Here is a 23734-nt window from a genome sequence, read left to right on the forward strand (position 1 = left end):
CTGTTGCATATTCTGCTTGCTTGGAGAAGCTGTCAGCGATTTGGTTCAGTGTGAAGCTTTGCGCCATCCAGTATGCCAGGCCACTTGGGTCTGCTGGGCGATTGAAGTAAGCGATGTAAAGCTTTTGAATGTCTGCTGCTGTGTTGGCCATTGCGTGTTGTCCTGTTTAATTGTTATTAATACAAAAATAAATAATTCAAAAACTACTTTTCAGTGCATTTTTTTTGCGAGTGAAGATTAGCATGACAGTATCTATTTCCTTGTGACGGAAATCACAATTTCTACAGATTTCACAGAAATCATCACTTATTACAAAAACAGCCCTGAAATTCAGGGCTGTTTTGCAAACTTAGGTGTACTGACCTAAAAATATCAATGAATGATCTTGTCCAGGAAGTCGCGCGCACGTTCTGAGCGGGCATTATTAAAGAATTCGTCTTTTGAACAATCTTCAACGATCGCGCCTTTGTCCATGAAGACAATGCGATTCGCGACTTTTTTGGCAAAGCCCATTTCATGGGTCACCACCATCATGGTCATGCCTTCTTGCGCCAGGCCAACCATCACATCCAGCACTTCATTGATCATTTCCGGATCAAGTGCCGATGTAGGTTCATCGAACAGCATGGCTATTGGGTCCATCGACAAAGCGCGGGCAATCGCCACACGCTGTTGCTGACCACCAGACAACTGACCAGGGAACTTGTCTTTCTGGGCAATCAGGCCAACTCGATCCAGGTATTTGAGTCCGCGCTCAGTCGCTTCTTCTTCAGAGCGGCCCAATACTTTGACCTGGCCTATAGTCAGATTCTGGCGTATCGACAGATGCGGAAACAATTCAAAGTTCTGAAACACCATACCTATGCGTGCGCGCAGTTTGGACAAATTGGTTTTTGGGTCGCCAACAGAAACGCCTTCTACCGTGATCTCGCCTTTTTGGAAAGGCTCCAGACCATTGACGGTTTTGATCAGGGTTGATTTGCCTGAACCGGAAGGACCGCAAACAACCACCACTTCACCCTTGGACACTTCGGTTGTGCAATCGGTCAAGACCTGGAACTGACCATACCATTTACTGACATTATTCAATTTAATCATTTGAAATCTCCACAATATTCTTAACGTATGATCGCCACTTTTGCCTGCAATTTCTTCACGAGTGCAGACAAGCCAAGGCACATGATGAAATAGACAACCGCTGCGAAGGTATACATTTCCACCAGACGTCCATCACGCTGTGCAACTTTGGCTGCAGAACCGAAAAAGTCGGGAATGGACAAGATCGATACCAGCGACACGTCCTGGAACAAAACGATGGTTTGCGTCAGCAATATGGGGATCATATTGCGGAAAGCCTGAGGCAAGACGATATGCCCCATGGTTTGCCAGTAATTCATGCCCATCGCATAACCAGCCCAGATCTGCCCACGAGGGATAGACTGTATGCCGGAACGCATGATTTCGCAGTAATAAGCAGCTTCAAACATGACAAAGGTGATCAGGCAAGAAGAAAAAGCACCAACGGCCACAGGTTCATTTGCGCCAATTATCCAGGCACCAATATAAGGCACCAGGAAGTAAAACCAGAACAGCACCAATACCAGAGGTATCGAGCGCATCAGGTTGACATAACCGGACGCCACCAGATTGATCAGCTTGTTGCTGGACAAACGCATCATCGCCAATAAAGTACCGATGATGATACCGCCTGTCATTGACAGGAAGGTCAGCTTCAGTGTGAATACCATGCCAGTCTGGAACAGGTACACCCAGGAACGCTGGATGACATCAAAATCAAAATTACCCATGTTTAGTGCCCTCCACTATTGGCTGAACCAGCAGTAATGAAGCCTGGTACGCGCAGTTTCTTTTCCAACAAATTCGACAGCAGGATCGCCACCACAGATACGATCAGATAGATGATGGTGGCAGCACTGAAAGCCTCAAAAGTCTTAAAGGACATTTCTTGCATGGAACGCGTACTTGCCATCAGTTCTATCAAACCTATGGACAAAGCCACCGAACTGTTTTTGATGATCGCCGCCACTTCATTGATCAGTGAAGGAATGATGATGCGAAATGCCATGGGCAAGAGCACATAGCGGTAAGTTTGTGGCAGTGTCAGGCCCAGTGCCGTCCCCGCCATTTTTTGCCCGCGTGGCAGAGCATTGATACCTGTTGATACCTGTACCGCCACCCTTGCCGAAGTAAAAAACCCCAGGCTCAGCACTGCCGTGACGAAAGGTGCATTCGGCAATTGTTTGAGTGCTGTGCCCCATGATTCAGGCAAGACCTCAGGGAAGACAAAGTACCAGAGAAACATTTGCACAATCAGTGGAATATTCCTGAATAATTCCACATAGGCATTTGCCGCCCTGACCAACCATTTATTTGGTGCTGTGCGGAGTGTCCCTATCACCAGGCCCAAAACCAATGCAATCACCCAGCCCAAACCTGCTGTCGCCAGTGTCCATTTCAGACCAGCGATCAGGGATTCAAAATAGGTTCCCGTTCCATCGGGCGCAATGTCCCAAAAGATATTCCAATTCCAGTTGTAGTTCATAATCTCCTCCTGTGCAGCGCTTTCAGTCCGCTTTTGCAAAATCATGCATGCATAGTCTTGCAAAAGAAAACGGGAGGTGCATCCCCCCGTTTTATCGGACTACCTTGCCTTGCTATGTATTATTTTTTCTTGTTCAAAACGGCTTTTTGAGCCTCTGGAACAGCGGCATAAGCAGAAGGTTCACCTGAATCTGTAGGCTTGGCAGCAACTACCTTGAGCTGATCAGACATAGGCCAGTTCAAGGCGATGCCTTTAGGTGGAATAGGTTGCATGAACCATTTGTGGTAGATGCGGTTAACATCGCCAGAAGTCAGTACATTGGAAATCGCTGTATCAACAACTTTCTTGAACGCGGCATCATCCTTGCGCAACATGATGCCGTATGGCTCAACAGACAGGGCTTCCTTGCTGATTTCATACTCAGCCGGGTTTTTTGAATTGGATGCTTGTGATGCCAGCAAGATATCGTCCATTACCCACGCTACTGCACGGCCAGTTTCCACCATCAGGAAAGCTTCTGCATGATCCTTGGCTGGCAAAATATTGATGCCCAGATTTTGGTCTGCATTCAACTGCGTCAATTGCTTCAAGTTGGAAGTACCGGAAGTGGAAACCACGGACTTGCCCTTCAAGTCCATGAGCGTTTTGATGCCAGAAGATTTTTTCGACAAAATGCGGTTAGCTGTCACAAAAGTGGTAGGTGCAAATGCCACTTGTTTTTGACGTTCAACGTTATTGGTGGTAGAGCCGCATTCCAGATCTATCGTACCGTTTGCCATCAGCGGAATACGTGTCGCTGAAGTGACAGGGTTCATTTTGACATTCAAAGAAGTCAGACCCAGTTGTTTTTGCACTGCAGTAACAATCTTGAGGCACAAATCAATGGAATAGCCTTGATAGGACTGCTTGTCATCCAGGTAGGAAAAAGGAATGGAAGAATCGCGCACTCCCAGAGTGATGGTGCCTGTTTCTTTGATTTTTTTCAGTGTTCCGGCATCTTGCGCCTGTGCTACACCGACGATCAAACCTGCACCAATCAGACCTACCAACAATTTCGAAAATTTCATACTGTCTCCAGAAAGTTTAAATCAAAAAGTCATGGCTTTGAGTTTAACAAAAACCCTTAGCAAATTACCGTTTTTTTCAATCGGCTTAATACGTATTACTACTTATGTACTGCTAAAAATATGGTCAGCAACAGCTTTCACCTGGCCCATACGAATTTTCATCCAAACCGCGCAAACCCAGATCTGCCTGATGCATACTGAACTAAGCATCAAACCACGTCTGTCTGAGATAGCAAGCAAAGACAGTGCCTGTCAATCTGCCACCTTATCTGTGGGAAAACGTATATTGTCGCGCAACAGAAAGTTCATGGGCATGTTCAGGTTTGCCCCTTTTGGGGGCACTGGTTTGCGAAACCATTTGTCATAAAGTTTGGTGACTTCACCATCATTCATGAGCCGTGCGACTTCGCGGTCAACCAGTGACTTGAAGGCAGCATCATCCTTGCGCAACATGATGGCATATGGTTCGGTCGAAAGCGCATCGCCCACCACGACAAACTTCGTCGGGTCTTTGGCACTGGCACGCTGACCATACAAAAGCACATCATCGACGGTAAATGCATCCGCCTTGCCGCTTTCTACCATGCTAAAGGATTCGTTGTGATCACTGCCTTCGAGTAATGTCAAATCCAGACCTCTGACCTTGTCGCGATCATTGAGCAACTTGACGGTCGTGGTCCCCTTGGAGGTCACCACTTTTTTACCCTTGAGGTCAGTCCAGTTCTTGATACCAGAATCCGTCCTGACCAGCATTTTCGCGGTAGCAAAAAAATGGGGAATGGTGAACGCCACCTGTTTGCGACGCTCTGCATTATTGGTGGTAGAGCCGCACTCCATATCTGCCTTTCCCTCAACAATGGCTGGGATGCGCGTACTACCTGTCACAAGGACGTATTTCACATTCAACTGCGGCAGCTTGAGTTCTTTTTTGATCGCATCAACTACCTTGAGACAGATGTCCATGGAGTAGCCTATGGGTTTCTTATCCTCATTGAGGTAAGAAAATGGAAAAGACGCCTCACGGTGCGCGATAGTCACCGTTTGCGTCTCTTTAATATGCGACAGGGTATCCGCAGCCAATGAAAGCGGGGAGCACAGTACCAGCGCACAGGGCAAGCCAGCCTTTACTATCCATTTTGAAGCTTCCATATAATCCCCTTTGAACTTAATTCAGGATGGTAATGATAAAGATCAATAAAATTCAACAGAAAAATTCACATTTAACAAAATATTATTCAGTATATTTGACAATCGCACTTGTAAAAATTTTAAAAACAAGTATGCAATTATCGTTCCAAGCCTATCAAGCAGGATACGCTGCTAGTACTAAGTCCAGATGACATCAAACGTGTCACCATGTTTGCCGGGCTTACCCACTTACAGGATAAGTAAACAGGTAGCAAGACGCGATTTTGGAGCTAAAGCCCCAAAATCGCGCCAGGAATGACATCTGGCTACCATCACCTATCAGCATAGGTGATTGATAGCTATTTACAATTCCAGATTATGGATACAGTCCACGCACTTCGCGTGCTTGCAACACTCTGGAGCAACCGATAATAAAGGCTGCAGTACGCAGAGAGACATTCTTGTCTTCCGTGACCTGCCAGACAGAATTAAAGGCTTCCTTCATGATACGGGTCAAACGCAGGTTGATTTCATCTTCCGACCAGAAATAGCTGGAGAAATCCTGTACCCACTCAAAATATGACACGGTCACACCGCCAGCATTGGCGATTACGTCTGGCACAACCAGGATGCCTTTGTCGCGCAAGATATCGTCAGCTTCTGGTGTAGTTGGGCCATTCGCGCCTTCGAGGATGATTTTGGCACGGATCTGGTCAGCATTCTTCATTGTGATTTGCTGCTCCAGCGCTGCCGGGATCATGATATCGCAGTTCACAGACCAGAATTCATCATTTGGCAAAACCGCTTCTATGCCTTCAAAACCAGCAACACTGCCTTTGGCTGCCACGTGGTCCAGCAATTTTGCAACATCTAGGCCATTTGAATGGAATATCGTGCCGCCGTGATCTTGTACTGCTACGATCTTGGCGCCAGCATCGGCAAACAAACGGGCTGCGATACCACCCACATTACCAAACCCTTGCACGGCTATTTTTGCGCCTGCAATGCTCAAGCCACGCTTGGCAGCCGCTTCGCTACCAACTACGAATACGCCACGGCCAGTCGCTTCGCGACGACCCAGGCTGCCGCCGAGGGAAATCGGCTTGCCAGTGACGACGCCCGTAGCTGTGCGGCCTTCATTCATGGAATAAGTATCCATCATCCACGCCATGGTTTGCTCATTGGTGTTCACGTCAGGTGCCGGGATGTCTTTGTCCGGGCCTATGATGATGCCGATTTCAGAAGTGTAACGACGCGTCATACGCATCAGTTCGCCACGTGACAAGGTCTTTGGATCAACACGGATACCACCCTTGGCACCACCATAAGGCACATTCACTGCCGAGTTCTTGATCGTCATCCAGGCAGACAAGGCCATCACTTCTGACAGCGTCACATCCTGATGGAAACGCACGCCACCCTTGCCCGGGCCACGGGAAGTATTGTGCTGTACACGATAGCCTTCAAAGTGGGCAATAGAACCATCATCACGCTCGATAGGCACGTCAACTATCAGGATACGCTTGGGGCGCTTCAGGGTTTCTACCCAGCGCGACAAATGGCCGAGATAAGGTGTAACACGATCAATTTGCTCAAGGTAAACTGACCAAGGACCTGTCTCTGTCGGGGTAAGATAAGACGGTATCTGGTGCTGGGTGGACATGATATGACCTCTTGAAGATGGTTGAACTGGTTTGCAAATCTGGTATTCCAGGCCAGTCTGTCACCGGCGCTGAAAGCAGACGCATAGTAGTCTTTTCATTCTGAAGTCAGCCAATGCTTTGTTTGCATGAATCTATGCATGAAATGCATAACCATGAAAGTGGCCGCATGATATGGAATATTTTTTACAACTCCCAAAGACCTATATATTTCGGTTTTACAGCCATTACTGACAGTACTTATCCGACGCCGGAAAATGCACTCAAGCGGCGACAGCCTGACTTCCCATCCGGATGTGAGGAGACCAGGAAGACTCCCACTGTGTATCGAATAAAGCACAAACGCTTGCCCCCAGATCGATATTCAAAATCTCAAGTGCAGCGCGACTGCCAGAATCTTCCCTTTTAGCGGCGGCAACAAAGCGGGCAAAAGCCTGCCAATCCTGGCTCAGATTCTTCACGAGTATGCGTGCCAGATCATAGGATAGAGTATTACTTTCCCCGCTACGTGAAAATGAAGCGCCAGACCAGAACTCCTGAATCCTTTCAGGATTCCAGAATTGCAAATGTCTGGCATACAAATTTTTTGCGCTACTCGCCTCCTGCAGAAATGGACTGAGCTGAAATTCGACATTTACGGCAATTCCTTCATCCAGCCACAACGGCAATTTCAGGTAATTCAAGGCACTGTGCGTCATTTCATGCGTAATCACAGGTTCTATCATCAATAAATCCGAAAGAACAGTGACAAAGTGCGGGCAGCCTGCATCAATGAACATGCCACCGCTGGCTGCAAATTCCCCGCTCTCAGGATAATATGCAGATACATACTGATAGTACATATCCTCATTGTCGAGCACCAGCAAGATGCTCTTCATATCTGACGGAAATTGTGCGACTCCAGGCAGTAACTTAGCAATACGCGCATGATTCTTTTCAATAAACCTGGCACTGGCCTCAATGACATTTGGCTCCGACGATGAGACGATCAACGCCTTCTCGCTTTCATACATATAACAATGCGAACCTATCCCCTCTTTGATATAAGCCAGCCATGCGCGTTGTCCCAGCAGACGTGCATGGCGTTGTAGTCCGGCATCGTTGATCGTGCCCAGCCATGCATGAAAAGCCGCCCAGTTCATGACGGGGATATTGTCCAGGAAAGTGATATGTTCAAACAGATTGAACGGAGTCACCCCTGGCAGACTGATGAGGTCCGGTATCTCTTCGCGAATAAATCCGGCCGGCAATTTTTCAGGGGGAAGAGCCCTGCTTTCATGTGCGTTTTTGGGTAAGCCTGGCAAAGCAAAAAAACTGCCAATAAATGGCATGGCCCAGACACTGATTAATAACATCGTTCTCTGGAAACTTGGTTCAAGAGCACGTTTGATACGGTGCGTGGAATAGATATTGAGAGCCAGCAGTGCCAGCAAGATAAACAAAAAAATCATCGTATTGAATAGTGTAAAAATGTAGTCTGCTGCTACGAAAATAGCTCGATGAGGAGTCACTGATGCAGTTTTAGTACGGATATCCGCTGGAGCTTGTTAATGCTCTTCACGACGCCGGCGTGATTTCCCATGCTTACTGCTGTCCAGTTTTTCTGCAATTTGCAATTGTTCCAGATACTCCCACAATCTGGACACTATCATCTTGCCCGGTCTCTGGATTGAGGGCCGTTCACGATACAGGCGGATTTCCATATTCACTTCCCAGGCACCACTACCATCATCGGCGCGGGCCAGTTGCTTTTGCTTGACTTCACGGGTCACTGCAGACTCGGGCAAAAAGGCAATGCCACGTCCTTCCAGCGCCATCATTTTCAAGCCTTCTGCCATATCGGTTTCATAGCATTTTTCCAGATGCAGAGGCTGGCGCGTGTCATTCAAAATCAGGTCTACCATGCGCCCCAGATAGGCATTGTTGGCATACGCCAGAAAAGGTAGTGGCTCCCTCTCTGTTCCTGGCAACAGCAATTCCGGTACGCCATGTTTATCACAGCGGGTATAGGCCCGCAAAGCTTCGGTCCCCATGCTGATCATGTCGTACTGGCTGCTATCAAGAAGTAGCGGCTGACGCGGGTGGTGATAGCACAGCAAAAGATCACAACCACCTTCGACCAGCGTCATGACCGCATCATGCACGTTCAGGGCCAACAAGCGGCTATTGATTTCACCAAAAGCAGCTTCGAGGCTGGTCAGCCAGCGTGGCACATAGGTCAGTGAGAGTGTATGCGGGACAGCAAAATCCACCGTGGTTTGCGTTGTGGTGCGCTTGCCGCGTAACAGGGCACGGGCATTATTGATTTGCCCCAGCATGGCAATCGCCTGCTCGTAAAAAACCTCACCCGCATGTGTCAGCCGTGTGGGGTAGGACGTGCGGTCTATCAGGTCACTGCCCAGCCAGGCTTCCAGCGATTGTATGCGACGCGAGAATGCAGGTTGCGTCACATGTCGCAACTCAGCGGAGCGGCTGAAGCTATTGGTTTCTGCCAGTGATACGAAATCTTCCAGCCACTTGGTTTCCATTTTTATGCACCCATCAATTCAGTTTCATCTGCTTCGTCATCATCTTCTTCAGTCATGTCTTTTTTCTTGCTTTGCTGGCGTTCCCACATGCGTGCATAGGTACCCTGCAAGGCCAGCAAATCATGATGGGTACCACGTTCTATGATACGTCCCTTGTCCATTACCAAAATCTGCTGGGCATCGACAACGGTAGATAATCTGTGCGCAATCACCAGGCTGGTACGGCTGCGTGCAATGTCTTTCAATTGCGCCTGTATCAATTGCTCAGCTTGAGAATCCAGTGCAGAAGTGGCTTCATCAAAAATCAGAATCGAAGGATTTTTTAACAAGGTGCGGGCGATCGCCACGCGCTGCTTTTCACCGCCGGACAGTTTCAAGCCACGCTCACCAACCATGCTGTCATAACCATCTGGCAGCGATTCGATAAAATCATGGATGTAGGCGGCCTTGGCGACCGCAATAATCTCTTCTTTGCTGGCACCCGGTTTGCCATAGGCGATGTTGTATTCTATGCTGTCATTGAAGAGCACCGTGTCTTGCGGCACGATGCCTATCGCCGCCCTGACGGATGCCTGGGTCACGTCGCGTACATCCTGGCCGTCAATGGAAATATGGCCGGACTGGATATCGTAAAAACGGAATAACAAACGCGACAAAGTTGACTTGCCTGATCCGCTATGGCCCACCACAGCCGTGGTCGTACCTGGTGCAATGGTAAAGTCCACATCAAATAAAATCTGGCGCTTTTCTTCATAACTGAAATTCACATGTTGGAAGCGGATTTCTGCACCATTCCTGTGGTGTACCTGCAAGACCTGGGCATGCTCGGCATCTGCCACTTCACGATTTTGTCCCAGGAGCGAAAACAGCCGCTCCATATCCGCCAGGCTTTGCTTGATTTCACGGTACAAGACCCCCAGGAAATTCAAGGGAATATACAGTTGTATCATGAAGGCATTCACCAGCACCAGGTCACCCAGGCTCATGGTGCCATCGATGACTCCTTGGGTCGCACGCCACAAAATCAGCGTCACGGCAGTGGCGATAATCATCGACTGCCCGGTATTGAGCAAGAACAGGCTGCTCTGTGATTTTACCGCAGCAGTTTCATAGCTCTGCAATCCCTGGTCATAGCGCTGGGCTTCATATTCGTCGTTACCAAAATATTTGACGGTTTCATAGTTGAGCAAGGAATCAATGGCCTTGGTATGCGCCTTGGAATCAAGCTCATTCATGGTGCGGCGAAAATGTGTGCGCCATTCGGTGACAACGATGGTGAACACGATATACGTCACCAACGCAGTCGCCGTAATCACTGTAAACCATTTATCGTAATGCGTACCCAGATAAACCAGGACCAGCGCAATTTCCAGCAAGGTGGGAACGATGCTGAACAAGGCATAGGAAATCAGCGAGGATATCGCTCTGGTACCACGTTCTATATCGCGGGTGACGCCACCGGTTTGCCGATTCAGGTGAAAGCGCAAAGACAAGGCATGCAGGTGGCGAAATACTTGCAAGGCTATCGTACGTACTGCCCGCTGCGTAACTTTGGCAAACACGAATTCGCGCAACTCTGTGAACAGGGTCGTCGCCAAGCGCAGTGCGCCATAGGCGACCAGTAAACTCACTGGCAAGACCATGACGGCGGCCGGATGGGCAGGGTTGATGGTCATGCTGTCCACCAGGTTCTTCAAAACCATGGGTACGCCAACATTGGCCAGCTTGGCGGCGACCAGAAAGCTAAGCGCCAGTAATACGCGCCACTTATAGGCCCATAAGTAAGGCAAAAGTGTCTGGATTGTAGACCAGTCACCACGCTGACCATGGTTACTGGCCTGACTGGAGGAAGACGGATTACGAACGGATTCTCTGCGTCGCATTAAAGAGGTACTCGTATGAGGGTTGAATGAGCTTGCCAGCCGCAAGGGAGGCTGACGCGAATTGGCAATTCAACAAAATCACCTTCCATCATAGCGGCCTATCACAGTTAACAACAAAGTACCCGCCACTATCGCAAGTGACGTTCTGTATCAACTGCTACACTGTACCGGAAGGCAACAAAGAGAAAAACACTTCATGCAAATGCTGCATAAGGAAAATTATAGGCTATAAACCCTGTTTCTATCGGCACAGCACAAAGCATATGTAAATCGCAAACGCAGCATTGCGGACTTTGTCCTTGAGCTAACGTACAATTTGCTTTTCGCCAGTGTTGCCTCACACTGGTCATTTCCTGGTTACTATCAGAATACAGCCTATGAGCTTTTCTTCACCATTGATCATTAATCTTGCGCCTACTGGCATGGTGCCAGTGCGTAGCCAGTCCCCCCATGTACCACTGACACCGGCAGAGATCATCGCTGATGCGTTGGCATGTGCCAGACTAGGCGCGTCCATGCTGCACATTCATGCGCGCGATGAGCAGGAACTACCTAGCGATGATGTGAATATCTATGCTGAAATCATCCGTGGCATACGAGCTCAAGCGCCTGAACTGATTATCGTCACCACCACCAGCGGGCGACGTACTCCAACTGTGGAAAAACGCGCCAGCAGCCTGTATCTGGCAACTGATGTAAAACCTGATATGGCCAGCCTGACCCTGGGTTCCATGAATTTTTCGCGTGAAGCCAGTATCAATGCGCCGGATACCATCATGCGCCTGGCAGAGATCATGCAGGAAAACAGCATCAAACCAGAACTGGAAATATTTGATCTTGGCATGGTCAATTTTGCCAAAATACTCATCAATAAGGGCCTGATCAGTCCACCTTATTATTTTAATATCATTCTCGGTAATCCAGGGACGGCGCAAGCCAGCTTGTTGCACCTGGCCACCATCGTCGGTGATTTGCCGCCAGATGCTGTCTGGTCACTAGGCGGCACAGGCAAGTTTCAAACTACGGCGAATGGCTTGGGGGTACTCATGGGTCATGGAGTCAGAACCGGTCTGGAAGATAATCTATGGCTGGATGAAGGGAGGACGACACTGGCCAGCAATGTGCAACTGGTCCAGCGTATCGTGGCGCAGGCAGATGCTCTCGGGCGCTCCATCGCTACGCCGGCACAAGTCCGGGATATGTTGGGCTTGTCCAAAAGGGCAGCAATATGAAGAAAAATAAGCTGGTTATTTTTGGCAGCAGCAATATTTTGTCTGATTTGTTTGATTGCGCGCTGGCGAATGGCCTGGTGGTTTCCAGGATTGTTTTACATTTACCTGAAACGCCGGGCGAGCGCGATATCAGCTTGCAAGACCGCCTGGCGGAATGGGCGGCCTATGGCCCCGTACCTGAAGTCCTGGAATTAGCGGATTTCCAGCCTGCTGCGGACGAACTCTATCTTCTCGGGCCAACCACACCAACTCGTAGCGTTTTGGAAACAGAAATACTGCAACGATATCCGGATCACAAGCTGGAATTTCATACCCTGATCCATCCACGCGCTTATGTATCGCCGCTGGCAAAACTGGCTGCCGGTGTCTTTGTCGGTGCCAATAGCGTCATCGGTCCAGGTGCTGTGCTGGGTCGTCATGTGTTTGTCAACCGGGGTGTCACTATTGGGCATGACACCCATATTGGTGCTTTTTCAAGGGTGCAACCTGGTAGCAATGTCGGCGGTTTATCGCGCATAGGCCATAGTGTCACCATTGCCATAGGCGCCACCCTGATTGAGCGTTTGCACATCGGCGACCATGCCTTCATCGGTGCCGGTGCGGTGGTCATCAGCGACATCGACGCTGGCGCATTGATGCTGGGCATACCGGCAAAATTCAAGAAGTCTGTTTTGCCGTCCTGAGATTAAAGCGCGCAACTGCCAGTTCGCAAGCACCTTGCAGACTGGCGGCGGCCTTATTCAAATCGAGGTAGTCGTCAAAATGCTTTTGCATGGCCAGGCCTGCAGTTTTTCTGGCATCAGGGTTGTGCAACCACAGCATCAGGATTTGGAAATATTCCTGCAAATTTGCCTGCGCCGCACTACCCAGTTTGTCGCCACCATCAGATCCCTGCAAACTCAAGGCCGGTACAGCCAGCGCCATTGCTTCAGCCACCGCAAAACCACCGCCCATCATGGGCGGATTGATATAAATATCGCTGCAAGCCAGGTATTTAACGGCGTCGGCACAGAACGCAACACACTGGACCTGCACCGCCCTGGCGGCTTGCAAAGCAGATGGCAAGACGCCGTTACCACCGACGATAAGCCACTGGACATGGGGATGCAGGTTCAGCATTTGCAACATGGCTACTGCCCACTCCCCCTTGATCCTGGCCTCACTCTCGCTGACAAGAGTGACCAGGATCAGCCTGTCTTGCGCCAGCCCTAAAGACGCACGTGTCTGCCCCTGTTTGACATCTGGCCTTTGTATCCGGTAAGAATGGTAGTAAGCCTGGCTGGCCGGTAAAGCAGTAGTCCATTGCGAAGCCTGCACGCCATCCAGCTCTTGCTGCGCGGTCAGCCATACATCGGCGGGCAGCATGGGTGACAGAGAATTGATACCCAGGCTGAGCACGGGACGCGCCGGATAAACTGCTGCCGCCAGGCCAGCATACAAACCCACAAACATCACCAGATCAGGATCAAACAAGGCGATTTGTCCCAGCAAACTCTTCCATCTTTGAACCAGCGAAAAGCGCGTATCGCCAGTCATGACCTGCCCACCCTGCCCCAGATATTTGTCCCAGCCAGCGGTAACAAACTGTGGCTCTGGTGTATAAGAATGGCTGCCCAGATAATGTTTAAAATCTGGCCCCAGCATTTCTTGCGCTGAATAAAGTACGACTTCAAAGCCAAGCTGTCGCAAATTTTCTGCCTGCTGCAAAACCATCAGCGTGGGCGGGTGTTTGATATTACTTACATAGGGTGCAATCAGTGCAACCTTGCGCACTGCACTGATGCTGCGTTTCTTCAGCACTTGCGTGGGCTGCACTTGCTGCCATATCCATGCATTCAGGCTGGTGGTAATTGCTGGCAGGGATAACTCTTGCAGCCTCTGCTGAAAAGCCTGGCGGCCGGGGATATCGAGCAATACTCTTTGCCAGCCATATTGCAGGAAAGTCATGAGTCTGTCGGCATCATACGGTTGCAAAGTCAGCGCGAGCTGCCCGGCTTGCTGCAGATACTCTGGCCTGCCAGTCAACATGTCGAGAAAGGTGGCGCGATAAAAACCGGCCAGGCCAGTAGCTGCGACATTCGCTAGCAAAAACTGCTCTAGCTGCAAGCTCAATGCAGGTGTTGCCTGGCGGCGCATCAAATCCACCATCTGGTGCCAGCCATGGCTGGCTGTTGGATTGGCAACTGTGCGCATGACCACATCGTCCAGCAATCTTGATTCTTCCTGTTTTTCTCCCGCCATTTCTTCCTTCATTTCTTCTTTGGTTTTGACCCTTGCATGACATGAATTGTACTTAAACTCATTTGCAGAATTATTACATTGGCATCAACTTCACAATATATCACTCTACAAGTCGCTGGCAGGCCACTTGCGTTACTCAGCCCGCATGAAATCTGGTTTAAGATTTGTCTCACTCCTCTTCGCACACTTTACTATTTAAAACCATCATGACTGAACAAATTTCCAACGGGCTGCCATCCCATATGCCTACACTCAGGGTCATGCCCATGCCGGCTGATGCCAATGTCCATGGCGACGTATTTGGTGGCTGGATCATGTCCCAGGTCGATATTGCCGGTGCCATACCAGCGGCGCGCCGCGCGAATGGCCGGGTTGCAACTATCGCGGTCAATTCTTTCCTGTTCAAACAACCGGTGTTTGTCGGTGACTTGTTGTCGTTCTATGCTGAAGTGGTCAAGGTTGGCAATACCTCGATCACGGTATCGGTGGAAGTGTATGCAGAACGTAATCGCCTGCAGGCATCCACTGTCAAAGTCACCGAAGCGACCCTCACTTATGTCGCTACGGGCGATGATCGTAAACCGCGTCAGATTCCACCACTGGAAGACATTACCACGGTGGGCTGAGCATTTTTATGAAGTTATCACGTCGTTCGTTTTTACAGCAGTCCCTGCGATTCACTACCTTTGCTGCACTGGCCCAGGCATTTCCTGGATGGGCTGCCGAACGCAGCAGCGTCTATCCATTCAGCCTGGGTGTGGCTTCAGGCTCCCCCCGGCCTGATAGCGTGGTCTTGTGGACACGTCTGTTGCCCGAACCTTTGAATGCAGCTGCCCTGCCTCCTGTACCGTATAAACTGAGGTGGGAAATTGCCGAAGATGAGCAATTTACCCGCATGGTCAATAAGGGTGAGACCCATGCCCTGCCCGAACTGGCGCATAGCGTGCATGTCGAAGCGAACGATTTGCAGGCAGATCGCTGGTATTGGTATCGCTTCATCCTTGGTGATGCGGTCAGTCCGGTGGCACGCACCCGTACTACCCCTGCAGCCGATGCACTTGTCAGTAATTTAAGGGTGGCGGTGGCCTCTTGTCAGCATTGGGAATTTGGTGAATATGCAGCACACAGGCATATTGCCGCTGCCAATCCCGATCTGGTCGCATTTCTGGGCGACTATATTTATGAATGGGGGCCTTATGATCTGCGCCACCCCGGTAGACCACGCAATCGCGATATAGAAAGCTTTAGCCTTGCGGAATACCGCGCCCGCTATGCCCAATACAAAACTGACCTGCAATTGCAGGCGGCCCACCATGTCGCGCCCTGGATAGTGACATGGGACGATCATGAAGTCGCCAATGATTATGGCAATGACAGGGATGAGAGGCTGGATGTCAATTTCCTGTTACGGCGGGCTGCTGCCTATCAGGCATTTTATGAGCACATGCCGGTGCGTCTGCACCCCAGCCATACTGACTTTGCCAGTATGCGTATCTATGATCGGTATGAATGGGGCAGGTTGGCAAAATTTCATGTACTTGATAGCCGCCAATACCGCTCTTATCAGGCGTGCGCCAAGACTGGTCGAGGAGGGTCAAACTCTGTCAGCAATGCCGAATGCAGTGAAAGAATGGATCCTACCCGCACCATGTTGGGGATAGAGCAGGAAAAATGGCTAGCACGCGGTTTCGCCAGTTCAAACGCAAAGTGGAATATTCTCACCCAGCAAACTTTGATGGCGCAATCCAGCCAGACTGTAGTCAGTCACGAGGGTGAAGGCAAATTCTGGACTGATGGCTGGGATGGTTATCCAGTCGCCCGACAACGTTTGATGGAGGACTTACAAAAGCACAAGCCCGCCAATCCTGTCGTCATTTCTGGTGATGTTCACACTTTTTATGCGGCGAACCTCAAGCGCGATTTTTATACCAAGGCATCTGCCAGCAACCCGATAGTGGCGACAGAATTTTGTGGCACATCGATAACGTCAAGCTCGCGCCCGCAAGAGCGGACTGATCAGTACGTGGCACAAAATCCGCATATCAAATATGGCCGCAGTGACAAACGTGGCTTCATGCTGATAGATATTTCTCAAACCAGAATGCAGACACATTTCCTGGGTTTGGATGATGTTGCAAAGGCCGATTCCGGTATTGCCACACTGAAGAGTTTTGTCATCGAAGATGGAAAATCAGGCGTGGTCTCTGCATAACAAATGCATGTGCAAACAAAAAAAGGAAGGCAATGCCTTCCTTTGTTAACTTGGACAAGTGAGATCAGGTTTTCTTTTCATCACGCAATTCGCGGCGCAAAATCTTGCCTACATTAGTCTTGGGCAAATCCGAGCGGAACTCGATGTACTTAGGTTTTTTGTAAGCAGTGAACTGCTCCTTGCAATAGTCCATGAGCTGGTCAACGGTCAAAGAAGGATCTTTGCGCACCACAAACAGTTTCACTGCCTCGCCAGAGTTGGCATCTGGCACACCGATACAGGCACATTCAAGCACGCCTGGATGCATGACAATGACTTCTTCAATTTCATTCGGATAAACATTGAAACCAGATACCAGGATCATGTCTTTCTTGCGGTCGACAATCTTGGTATAGCCACGCTCATCCATGATGCCGACGTCACCAGTTTTGAAAAAACCATCTGCTGTCATGACCTTGGCAGTTTCTTCAGGGCGGTTCCAGTAACCAACCATGACCTGGGGACCACGAATGGCGATTTCACCACGTTCACCCAAGGCAACTGGATTGCCGTCATCATCCAGGATGGCAATTTCTGTTGAAGGAATAGGCATGCCTATGGTGCCGGAAAATACCTTGGTATCAGCCGGATTGGCAGTGGCAACAGGTGAAGTCTCGGACAGGCCATAACCTTCAGCAATTGCGCAGCCAGTGGTCGCCAGCCATTTGTCGGCCACGGCTTTTTGCACGGCCATGCCACCGCCGCTGCAAATTTCATAGCCAGAAAAATCGAGTGCAGCAAAACCAGGATTATTCAGCAAGCCGTTATACAAGGTATTCACTGCCGGAAAAATATTCACCCTGTATTTGCCCAGTTCCTTGATGAAGCCAGGGATATCGCGCGGATTCGGGATCAGCAAATTCAGCGCACCAATACGCGTGCCCAGCAAGCTGCAGACAGTCAGCGCAAAGATGTGATAAAGCGGCAAGGCACAAACGATGACTTTTTGTTCATCTGCATGACCAGCCATGCTGGGTGACAGCCATGCATCATTTTGCAGGATGTTGGCAACTACATTTTTATGCGACAAAGTCGCGCCTTTGGAGACACCGGTAGTGCCACCTGTGTACTGCAGGAATGCCACATCATCATGCGTAGTAGCCACAGGGGTGAAGCTGCTACCTGCCGCTTCTGACATTACTTTATTAAAGCGGATAGCATTTGGCAATGAAAATGCTGGCACCATTTTTTTGACATGGCGCACGACAAAATTGACGATAGTGCCTTTCAGTGCACCCAGCATCTCGCCCATATTGGCGACGATGATGTGCTTGATTGCGGTTTTGCTGAGTACTTGCTCCAGCGTAGTGGCAAAGTTTTCCAGAATGAAAATGGCTTCTGCACCGGAGTCCTTGAGTTGATGCTCAAGCTCACGCGGTGTGTACAGAGGGTTGACGTTAACCACGGTATAGCCGGCACGCAAGACCGCTGCCATGACGACAGGGTATTGCAAGACGTTAGGCATCATGATGGCAACACGGGCCCCTTTTTTCAAACCTCTGGCTTGCAACCAGCCTGCCAGTTGCCTGGACATTGCATCCAGTTCACCGTAGGTTATGCGCTTGTCCATACAGGCATAGGCATCACGTGTGGCAAATTTTTTAAATGACTCTTCCATCATCTGCACCAGGGATTGGTACTGATTGATATCAATGTCTGCCGGTACGCCTGCAGGATAGTTCTTCAGCCAAATTTTATCCATATCTTCCATCTCCAGTGATTGTTGTTTTTGGCGTTGCGCTGCATTTTTTTGCTCTCATTTATCTTTGTAATAAGCGCTGTAATAAGCGTTGCAATAAGCTCTACAGCACATGCTTGGTACATATATAAATGATAAGCCTTGCGGGCATGCGTTCCCTGCTTCGATGCTATCGGCTAAGTTCGGCTAAAGCAAGCGATTTAAAGCTTAGTTGAAGGCATTCTCTATGAAAATGCCGCAGCGCAGCAAAACTTTACCAAATGATTTTCTGTGCTTTTGAGTTAGGACAAAATCAGCCAGGCATCTTCATGACAGGCTGCTCTTCTGATCTCATCATGAGGGGACAGTAATCTATGCCGGGCCTACCGGGGCGCATTTTTCGACTTCTACCAGCAAGTCATAAAAAGTCGGGCCACCGCCCATGTCGGTCAGGCGCTGGCTGGTGACTTCATTGGCATTCTTATGATCGCCAGCGAGTTTTTTCCACCATATCGACAAGCCCACTACCAGGCCCGGCCTGGCTTTATCGGTAACGCGGGCTATCGCTTCGAAACTGCCCCTGTCATTGTATATCCTGAGCTTGTCGCCCTGTACGATATGACGGCTGGCAGCATCCTGCGGATGAATATCCAGATGTGGTTGGCCTTCCGTATCCCTCAGGCTTTGCACATTGACGAAAGTGGAGTTCAAAAAATTACGTGCCGGTGGCGAAATCATGGCCAGTGGATAGCGCGCTGCCAGCTCTGCATTCGATGCCAGTGACTCATAGGGAGCGATATACGCAGGCAGGGGATCCAGCCCGTCTCGCTTCATGCTCTCACTATAGAATTCGCATTTGCCGGATGGCGTACCAAAACCACCATGCGCAAACGGCGCATCTGCCACTTTCAATTTTGCCCAGCCTGCTTTCTTCAGGGAAGACCAGTCAAAATGCACTGCATGCGCATGATTTTTATTGAATGCCAGTGCAGCGATATCATCATCGCTGTCAGCAAAACAGGCATCTTCAAAACCCATGGCCCTGGCGATCAGGCGGAAAATCTCAGTATTCGGTTTGGCTTCTCCCATGGGCGCAATCGCCGGATTATTCGCCATCATGTACAGATGGCCATAGGTGCTATGAATATCGGTATGCTCCAGTTGCGTTGTCGCAGGCAACAGGATATCTGCATAGTCAGCAGTATCAGTCTGGAAGTGTTCCAGCACTACGGTAAACAAATCTTCCCGCGCAAAAGCTTGCACCACTTTGGATGATTCCGGTGCCACAGCAACGGGATTGGAATTGTAGACAATCACGGCTCCCACCTTGGGACCGAACTCTGCCGATGCTTCTCTCAGCAAATCATCGCCTATGGTGCTCATATTGATGGTACGGCGAGGCAAGCCTTCAGGAAATAAATCTGGCCTTTGCAGGGCTGTGGTATTTTTTGGGAAGGCATCTGACATAGACAATTGCGTACCGCCAGCAGCATGTCGCCAGGCACCGGTCAATGCTGGCAGACAGGCGATATTGCGGACTGCCATGCCACCGCCATGCACCCTTTGCACGCCATAGTTCATACGTATCATGCTGGCTTCACCGCGCTTGCCGCATTCGCCATAATCACGCGCCAGTTGTTCCACTTCACCTGCGCTAATGCCACACACTTCAGCGACACGCTCTGGTGTCCATGCGGCTACCCGCTCACGCAATTCTTCAAAGCCCAGGGTATGTTCAGCGATGTAGTCGTGATCCAGCAAATCATCGCGTATCAGGACGTGCATCAGACCCAGCGCCAGCGCAGAGTCTGTACCTGGCAGCAGGGCAATATGCTGATGACATTTTTCTGCGGTCAATGAGCGATAAGGATCAATCGCAATCAGCTTCGCACCATTGCGCTTGGCTTCTTGCACACGCATCCAGAAATGCAGATTGGATGCAATAGGATTGCCACCCCACATGATGATCAGCCGAGCATTCTGGGTATGTTCTATGTCAGCACCCTGACGTGTGCCTACCGTATATTTATAGCCAACCCCACCTGCCGTCGCACATATCGTGCGGTCCAGAAAGGAGGCACCAATTTTGTTGAAGAAGCGCATCGCCATACTCTCACCCTGCACCAGGCCCATGGTACCAGCATAGCTGTAGGGCAGTATGGACAGAGGATTATTGGCTGCCAGTGGCTTGAGTTTTTCAGCAATCGTCGCAATCGCTTCATCCCATGTGATGCGGACAAACTTGCCCTCACCCTTTTTACCCACACGCTTTTGTGGGTATAACAAGCGGTCAGGATGATAAGTGCGCTCTGTATAACGCGACACCTTGGTACAAAGTACACCTGCGGTGGTCGGATGTGCGGGGTCGCCCTTGACTGCGGTGGCGACGCCATCTTCCACTGTCACATGCAGGGCGCAAGTATCAGGGCAATCATGCGGGCATACAGCTTTGACGATAGTGCTGTTCATAGTAATCCTGCTTCCATTGTTTGCTTGATGCGTTGGTACTGTATTGGCTTTCGTGGCTTTATCAGCCTTATTGCTTTTGCCATTGTTGTCTATCTTATGCCAGAGCCATTTCTGCCTACCGATACACAAATGCTGTTTTTCTACAGATCAGCAAAATTGCTGCTAAGCGGGCAATACGTCCGGCCTGTCAGTGAGACGCTTGCCGGGATTCTTTTGTTCCAGTGCCAGCAAAGCCGCTGAGTGATCAGCATGCGGATGAACTGGCAGCAAGCTGCGGTAAACATCTGCCACCAGCCTGGTGATTGGTAAATCCACACCTGCATGTTGTGCTGCGATGAGGATGTTTTCCATATCCTTCGCTTGGCTCTTGACCTGCCCGCCCGGCATGAAGGCTCGGTCCAGCATACGCTGCCCATGCACTTCCAGTATCCGGCTCTCGGCAAAACCGCCTCGCAAGGCTTGCCTTACCGCAGCCGGATCAGCACCACCGGCTTGTGCCAGCAATAAAGCCTCGGCCACGATATTTATCGTCGCACCTACAATCAACTGATTACAGAGTTTGGCCAACTGCCCCGTCCCAGGATCACCGACACGCTGCGGCTTTCCCATGACAGACAATAGCTCTATCACTGCGGGATAGACTGCTTCGTGCGCCCCTGCCATGATGGCCAGACTACCGGCTTCCGCACCGATCACACCACCGGAGACCGGCGCATCAATAAAGTGCACACCCTGTTTTTGCAGCAAGGCATGCATAGCCTGTGCCTGGGATTGCTGTATGGAACTCATATCGATGACGATGCTCCCAGCACGCAAGTCAGGCAAAATCTGCCCTATCACCGCAGCGACAGCATTACCATCTTCCAGCATGGTAATCACCACATCAGGCTTGCCTTCCTGTACTGCCAGCAAGGCAGAGCCTGCAACTCTGGCACCATCTGCCATAAGTACTTCGGCTTTTGCCCGAGTGCGGTTCCAGACTGTCACAGGATAGCCAGCAGCCAATAGACGGCGCGCCATAGGCTTACCCATCAAACCTGTTCCCAAAAAAGCGATATTTGTCTCAGATACTGTCTTCACACCCATCCTTTAATGCTTAAATGATTGCCGGAACCAAATTGTAAACGCTAGCTCATAGGAGCGTATTGCAAGAGATTGCTACAATAGCGGCTGAGGTTTTATATTCATGTCCCATTGATTTCCTATTTTCACCTGAAAGCCCATTTTATGCGCCTGCGTATTTCATCTGTAATTGCCATTGCTGTCACAGCAATGTGCACCAGCTCTTCCGTATTCGCCATAGATTCTGGTTCGCTGGAATTTGCCACAGGCAATAAAACCAAGATGCTGCGCCTAGGCCTGCAATCGAACTGGGATAATAAATGGTTTGCCTCAAACGGCACCCACATTGGTGGCTATTGGGACTATACCCTCGCGCAATGGCGGGGTAGTAATTTTCAGGGCAAGAGCGGCACACAAAACCTGACCGATTTCGGTGTGACGCCAGTTTTCCGCTTTCAAAATGATAGCAAAAAAGGATTCTACGGCGAAGCTGGCATAGGTTTACATATGCTGTCAGACATCTATGACAACAACGGCCGCCGCTTCTCCACCAATTTCCAGTTCGGTGACCATATCGGCGTCGGCTATGTCACCAAGGATGGCTGGGATGTGAGCTTCAAGATCCAGCATTATTCAAATGGCGGAATTAAAAGTCCTAATCCTGGTGTGAATTTTGCGGTATTGAAGGCTGGGTACGCGTTTTAAGGTTTTGAGACCTCATCTGCAGAGACTTTCATGTAATAAAAGGCTGCTTGTAGGCAGCCTTTTTCTCAACGTCTCTCTACATAGAGTGTGCAGACGAGCCTTAAGGCAATTTGCGCCTACTATAGTTCATTGACGATCATCTGATTCTTGATATCAAGTTCGTTCAAACGTTGAGCCAACTCACGCATGCTGCGTGGATCCGTTACGATTTCAGATGACCCGACAGCATGCAAATGCTTGATTTCGTTGAATGTAGAAGTTAGGTACAGCTCATATTTTAGAAAATAGAGCTGCTTGGCTGACAGAACCTGCATCTCAATTCGCAAAATGAGCTCTTGCTCTACTCCATCGGGAAATCCCAGCATAGGTGTGCCGTACGCTTCAAATGCAACACACTTGCCATCTGCTGCTGCACGATCAAAGTCTACCTGCGTATCTACCCAATGGACTTGCTGACTGCAACTATCACAATATCTCGTTTTATCACTCTCTGTTCGAGTCAATTCATTCCACGTCTTTGGACAAATGAAGGATAGATTGCACGTAATCATCGGTGTTATTGGCGTTGCGCAAACTGTGGTATTGACTGAAGAGTATATAGAAGTTCATAGAGCCAGCAAGACAAACAAATATTTCTATTTATCCACAAAGACCGCTGGAACGCCAGCCCGGTAGCCTCCTGCCGGCGCAGGAGCGACGATGTGGAGAGAAATTCCACATCCGGATACAAAGGCTTGAACTACCCAGCACGTCATCAACAGTTCTGGCAGCCAGCCGACAATTCCGCAAGAGAACGAACCTAAATACCATCGCTCCAGCGCAGGCTGGAGCCCAGTATCTTTGGTCGATGAGCCATGCGGTGATCAATGATATCGATGTGGCGATGAGGCATTGGTGGTACGCACAGCATACTGTACTGCGGTAAGGAAGCTATGTCGCCTGGAAATAAAATCAGAAACCAAAGACCCAGAGTAAAAGCAGAGATTTCGCTTGTTCTTGCTGTTCTTGCTTGTTCTTGCTGTTCTTGCTTGTTCTTGCTGTTCTTGCTTGTTCTTGCTTTTCTTGCTTTTCTCGGTGCGACTCTGTGTCTGGGTGCCTCATTGTTGAGAGGTCTTGACCTTGTTTTTGATCTTGTTTTGGTTTGTTATTTTTGTTTTTGTTGCGCGCACAAAAGCAAAACCCCCGCTTAACTGAATAAGCGGGGGTATGCGGAATAAAAGCCTGACGATAACCTACTTTCACACTGGTTGCAGCACTATCATTGGC

The 23734-nt window shown here is 49.7% G+C and carries 20 protein-coding genes; 5 read left to right on the forward strand and 15 right to left on the reverse strand.

Features of this window, described 5'->3' with window-relative positions; genetic code table 11:
- Window positions 1–372: 372 nt before the first annotated feature.
- The 9 genes from H8L47_RS28070 to H8L47_RS28110 form a co-directional block, all read right to left on the reverse strand.
- Window positions 373–1098: an amino acid ABC transporter ATP-binding protein gene (locus H8L47_RS28070; protein ID WP_186957135.1), complete on the reverse strand. Its 726-nt coding sequence runs from the start codon at window positions 1096–1098 to the stop codon at window positions 373–375.
- A gap of 20 nt (window positions 1099–1118) precedes the next feature.
- Window positions 1119–1808, reverse strand: a complete 690-nt coding sequence (locus H8L47_RS28075; protein ID WP_186957136.1) for an amino acid ABC transporter permease — start codon at window positions 1806–1808, stop codon at window positions 1119–1121.
- Window positions 1809–1810: 2 nt separating this feature from the next.
- A complete protein-coding gene (locus tag H8L47_RS28080) occupies window positions 1811–2563 on the reverse strand; it encodes an amino acid ABC transporter permease (RefSeq protein ID WP_186957137.1) in 753 nt (250 codons plus the stop codon).
- A 119-nt stretch (window positions 2564–2682) separates the two neighbouring features.
- Window positions 2683–3630: a transporter substrate-binding domain-containing protein gene (locus tag H8L47_RS28085; RefSeq protein WP_186957138.1), complete on the reverse strand. Its 948-nt coding sequence runs from the start codon at window positions 3628–3630 to the stop codon at window positions 2683–2685.
- 252 nt (window positions 3631–3882) lie between these two features.
- A complete protein-coding gene (locus tag H8L47_RS28090; protein WP_186957139.1) occupies window positions 3883–4779 on the reverse strand; it encodes an amino acid ABC transporter substrate-binding protein in 897 nt (298 codons plus the stop codon).
- A 355-nt stretch (window positions 4780–5134) separates the two neighbouring features.
- Complete coding sequence (locus H8L47_RS28095; RefSeq protein ID WP_186957140.1) at window positions 5135–6421, reverse strand: Glu/Leu/Phe/Val family dehydrogenase; 1287 nt, start codon at window positions 6419–6421, stop codon at window positions 5135–5137.
- Window positions 6422–6682: 261 nt separating this feature from the next.
- Complete coding sequence (locus tag H8L47_RS28100) at window positions 6683–7870, reverse strand: hypothetical protein (protein ID WP_186957141.1); 1188 nt, start codon at window positions 7868–7870, stop codon at window positions 6683–6685.
- 96 nt (window positions 7871–7966) lie between these two features.
- Window positions 7967–8947 carry a LysR family transcriptional regulator gene (locus H8L47_RS28105; protein ID WP_186957142.1) on the reverse strand — a complete coding sequence of 327 codons (981 nt, stop codon included), beginning with the start codon at window positions 8945–8947 and terminating at the stop codon, window positions 7967–7969.
- Window positions 8948–8949: 2 nt separating this feature from the next.
- A complete protein-coding gene (locus tag H8L47_RS28110) occupies window positions 8950–10830 on the reverse strand; it encodes an ABCB family ABC transporter ATP-binding protein/permease (protein ID WP_186957143.1) in 1881 nt (626 codons plus the stop codon).
- Between the two features lie 377 nt (window positions 10831–11207).
- On the opposite strand from H8L47_RS28110, the gene H8L47_RS28115 reads away from it, so the two are divergent.
- The gene (locus H8L47_RS28115) at window positions 11208–12062 is read left to right on the forward strand and encodes a BKACE family enzyme (protein ID WP_186957144.1); all 855 of its coding nucleotides are present in this window, start codon (window positions 11208–11210) and stop codon (window positions 12060–12062) included.
- Window positions 12059–12745 (forward strand): acetyltransferase, encoded by a 687-nt coding sequence (locus tag H8L47_RS28120; protein WP_186957145.1) that lies wholly within the window; start codon window positions 12059–12061, stop codon window positions 12743–12745. Before H8L47_RS28115 ends, H8L47_RS28120 begins: the two co-directional genes overlap by 4 nt.
- Here the strand turns inward: H8L47_RS28120 and H8L47_RS28125 are convergent.
- Window positions 12720–14315 carry a glycosyltransferase family protein gene (locus tag H8L47_RS28125; protein WP_186957146.1) on the reverse strand — a complete coding sequence of 532 codons (1596 nt, stop codon included), beginning with the start codon at window positions 14313–14315 and terminating at the stop codon, window positions 12720–12722. The two genes, H8L47_RS28120 and H8L47_RS28125, sit on opposite strands and share 26 nt — an antisense overlap.
- A 194-nt stretch (window positions 14316–14509) precedes the next feature.
- Here H8L47_RS28125 and H8L47_RS28130 point away from each other — a divergent pair, with 194 nt between their 5' ends.
- Together H8L47_RS28130 and H8L47_RS28135 are read left to right on the forward strand one after the other, a co-directional pair.
- Window positions 14510–14929 carry an acyl-CoA thioesterase gene (locus H8L47_RS28130; RefSeq protein ID WP_186957147.1) on the forward strand — a complete coding sequence of 140 codons (420 nt, stop codon included), beginning with the start codon at window positions 14510–14512 and terminating at the stop codon, window positions 14927–14929.
- An 8-nt stretch (window positions 14930–14937) separates the two neighbouring features.
- Window positions 14938–16515 carry an alkaline phosphatase D family protein gene (locus H8L47_RS28135; RefSeq protein WP_186957148.1) on the forward strand — a complete coding sequence of 526 codons (1578 nt, stop codon included), beginning with the start codon at window positions 14938–14940 and terminating at the stop codon, window positions 16513–16515.
- Window positions 16516–16579: 64 nt separating this feature from the next.
- Here H8L47_RS28135 and H8L47_RS28140 read toward each other — a convergent pair whose 3' ends face one another.
- The 3 genes from H8L47_RS28140 to H8L47_RS28150 all read right to left on the reverse strand — a co-directional run bounded on the left by H8L47_RS28140 (window position 16580) and on the right by H8L47_RS28150 (window position 21781).
- Window positions 16580–18256: a long-chain fatty acid--CoA ligase gene (locus H8L47_RS28140; protein WP_186957149.1), complete on the reverse strand. Its 1677-nt coding sequence runs from the start codon at window positions 18254–18256 to the stop codon at window positions 16580–16582.
- A gap of 348 nt (window positions 18257–18604) precedes the next feature.
- Complete coding sequence (locus tag H8L47_RS28145; RefSeq protein ID WP_186957150.1) at window positions 18605–20701, reverse strand: molybdopterin-containing oxidoreductase family protein; 2097 nt, start codon at window positions 20699–20701, stop codon at window positions 18605–18607.
- Window positions 20702–20863: 162 nt separating this feature from the next.
- Entirely contained in the window at window positions 20864–21781 is a 918-nt protein-coding gene (locus H8L47_RS28150) for an NAD(P)-dependent oxidoreductase (protein ID WP_329605505.1), read from the reverse strand.
- 147 nt (window positions 21782–21928) lie between these two features.
- On the opposite strand from H8L47_RS28150, the gene H8L47_RS28155 reads away from it, so the two are divergent.
- Entirely contained in the window at window positions 21929–22468 is a 540-nt protein-coding gene (locus H8L47_RS28155) for an acyloxyacyl hydrolase (RefSeq protein ID WP_186957152.1), read from the forward strand.
- 119 nt (window positions 22469–22587) lie between these two features.
- Here the strand turns inward: H8L47_RS28155 and H8L47_RS28160 are convergent, their stop codons facing one another.
- Both H8L47_RS28160 and H8L47_RS28165 read right to left on the reverse strand, forming a co-directional pair.
- A complete protein-coding gene (locus H8L47_RS28160; protein WP_186957153.1) occupies window positions 22588–22971 on the reverse strand; it encodes a hypothetical protein in 384 nt (127 codons plus the stop codon).
- Between the two features lie 448 nt (window positions 22972–23419).
- Window positions 23420–23734: hypothetical protein (locus H8L47_RS28165; RefSeq protein ID WP_186957154.1), on the reverse strand; the 315-nt coding region annotated here is incomplete at its 5' end.

The organism is Undibacterium umbellatum (assembly GCF_014284125.1).
Classification (GTDB): Bacteria; Pseudomonadota; Gammaproteobacteria; order Burkholderiales; family Burkholderiaceae_D; genus Undibacterium; species Undibacterium umbellatum.